This is a genomic window from Lentilactobacillus sp. TOM.63, from assembly GCF_030361045.1.
GTDB lineage: Bacteria > Bacillota > Bacilli > Lactobacillales > Lactobacillaceae > Lentilactobacillus > Lentilactobacillus dabitei.
In genome coordinates this window covers 1-2523 of the sequence record NZ_JAUCAP010000144.1, presented here as the reverse complement: position 1 = coordinate 2523, position 2523 = coordinate 1, and the positions used below count along the sequence as shown (strand labels likewise).

Here is a 2523-nt window from a genome sequence, read left to right as displayed (position 1 = left end):
CCAACTCAAATGTTGGCTGACTTCATGACCGTTAAGGAAAACTTCGGTAAACTACAAGGATTAACCTTAACCTTCATGGGCGATGGTCGAAACAACGTTGCCAACTCACTGTTAGTAACTGGAGCGATCTTAGGGGTGAACATCCATATTGTTTCACCTAAAGAATTGTTCCCAACTGATGAAATTCAAAACATTGCCAAAGGCTTTGCTGAAAAATCAGGTGCCAAGCTGTTGATTACCGATGACCTTGATGAAGGTATGAAGGGCTCAAATATCGTTTATACCGACGTTTGGGTATCAATGGGTGAAAGCAACTGGGAAGAACGAGTTAAGTTGTTAACACCATATCAAGTTAACATGGCAACATTGAAGAAGACTGGCACCCCTGATGACCAATTGATTTTCATGCACTGCTTGCCTGCATTCCACAATACCGAAACCGCTTATGGTAAGGAAATTGAAGAAAAGTATGGCATCACTGAAATGGAAGTTACGGATGAAGTGTTCACCAGCAAGTATGCCCGTCAATTTGAGGAAGCTGAGAACAGAATGCACTCAATTAAGGCGATGATGGCTGCAACACTTGGAAACTTGTTTATTCCAAAGGTGTAGTGTGCGGAGCAAAGCGGTTAGAAACCGGAGCCTAAGTTTTCCCAACCAAAAATCCTGGTCTTGGATTTTTGGTTGGGAAGGCTAGGTGCAGGTTTCTGCTTTGTGGAGCACGATTCGTCTATGTAACATAAGTGCTTATGTGCATGTTGCTTAACGGATCGATCCTCTCCAACGCAACTAACCATCAAGAAAACTAGCTTGAACAACTCTAGGGACTGGCAGCAAAACATTTGTTTTGTCCCAGTCCCTTTATTTTAAACAAAGAAGGAGAATTATTATGGGACGGAAAATAGTAGTCGCTTTGGGCGGCAATGCAATCCTATCCAAAGATGCTTCCGCCACAGCGCAACAACAAGCTTTGCGAGAAACAGCGGAGCAATTAGTTAAATTTGTTGAAAATGGCGATCAATTAATCATTTCTCATGGGAACGGTCCTCAAGTTGGAAACTTGTTGTTACAACAGGCTGGTGGTAGCACCAAGGACAATCCTGAGATGCCTCTTGATACTTGTGTGGCGATGACTCAAGGTAGTATCGGCTACTGGATGCAGAATGCCATGAATCAAGTGATCAAAGAAAGAGGCCTGAACAAAATGGTTGCCACGATTGTGACGCAAGTTGAAGTCAGTGCCGATGATCCCGCATTCAAAAATCCAACAAAACCAATTGGACCCTTTATGAACAAGGATGAGGCCGATTTGGCAAAGAAACAGAATCCTGATTTTACGTTTGTCGAAGATTCTGGCCGTGGCTATCGTCGGGTCGTACCGTCACCAAAGCCAATCGGGGTAGTTGAGACGGCCGCAGTTAATACATTAGTGGATGCCGGCATCGTGCCAATCTCAGTTGGTGGTGGTGGAATCCCTGTTGTAACTAACGGTAACCAGTTGGTCGGAAAAGAAGCAGTGATCGATAAAGACTTTGCGAGTGAAAAATTGGCCGAGTTGGTGGGTGCTGATGCCTTGATCATTTTGACTGCCGTTAACAATATTTTCGTTAACTTTAACAAGCCAAATCAGAAAAAGCTTGAGGAAGTGACGGTTTCTGAACTCGAAAAGTTTATCGATGAAAAGCAATTTGCCCCAGGTAGCATGCTGCCAAAAGTCCAAGCAGCAATGGACTTTGTCAATGCAACCGGTAATGAAGCGGTTGTGACGGCGCTAGATAACATTGAGGGCTTCATCGAAAATGGCAGCGGCACGATTATCAAGCCGGCAGCTTCAAGAGTTTAAATGTAATTCCAGATAAAATACCATTAATTTGTCGATTAATGGTCCAATTAATGTACACCCCATTTAAATGCGTTACACTTTTACTGAAGGGACAACTATGTAATCGTTTTAATGAGGAGATTAATCATGATCATGAAAGATAAGAGTGCTTATCAGCGCTATGCGGATAATTTGCGAACCCATCCCGAGTTTGGCCCGCTGGATGATGCCGATATCCAAAAGGTGATTTCGGCGATAAAAATTAAAACATATCACCGCGGTCAAATCCTGTTTGATCAGGGTGATTCACGGGATAATTTCTACTATTTGATTGACGGTGTTGTTAAATCGTTTCACTGGGACGAAGACGGCGAAGAACAATTGTATTTATACGTTCGCCAAAACAAAGCATTCCCGTATATCGGTTTATTTGATGACGCTAATTATGCTTACACGGTTGAGAGCATGACAGAAGTGAAATTAGCTGAGATCCCAATGAACTTGTATGAAGAAGTTTTACGCAGTACTCCTGAGTTAATGGTGAACGCCATTCGCGAGATGAGCCGGATTATCAATATGGCCGAAACGCAGTTGCAGAAGATGGTCACGACGAGTGCCAAATGCCGAGTTTGGAACGCAATCTGGTTTTTAGGCCAGCAGATAGGAGATGATCAAGAAGATGGTTCGATCTTGGTCCCTTA

General features: G+C 43.3%; 3 protein-coding genes. All 3 read left to right on the top strand.

The features are described from left to right. Positions 1–612, top strand: a 612-nt coding sequence (locus tag QUF07_RS13655; RefSeq protein ID WP_502879043.1) for a Rossmann-fold NAD(P)-binding domain-containing protein, incomplete at its 5' end; no start/stop codon positions are given. A gap of 277 nt (positions 613–889) precedes the next feature. Next, entirely contained in the window at positions 890–1843 is a 954-nt protein-coding gene (arcC, locus tag QUF07_RS13650) for a carbamate kinase (protein ID WP_054656122.1), read from the top strand. Between the two features lie 126 nt (positions 1844–1969). Continuing rightward, positions 1970–2523 (top strand): Crp/Fnr family transcriptional regulator (locus QUF07_RS13645; protein ID WP_289427987.1); only part of this gene is annotated, 554 nt, incomplete at its 3' end.

Bases quoted from the DNA above. Each gene is read 5' to 3' on its own strand.
- arcC (WP_054656122.1), top strand. From the start codon at position 890: ATGGGACGGAAAATAGTAGTCGCTTTGGGCGGCAATGCAATCCTATCC.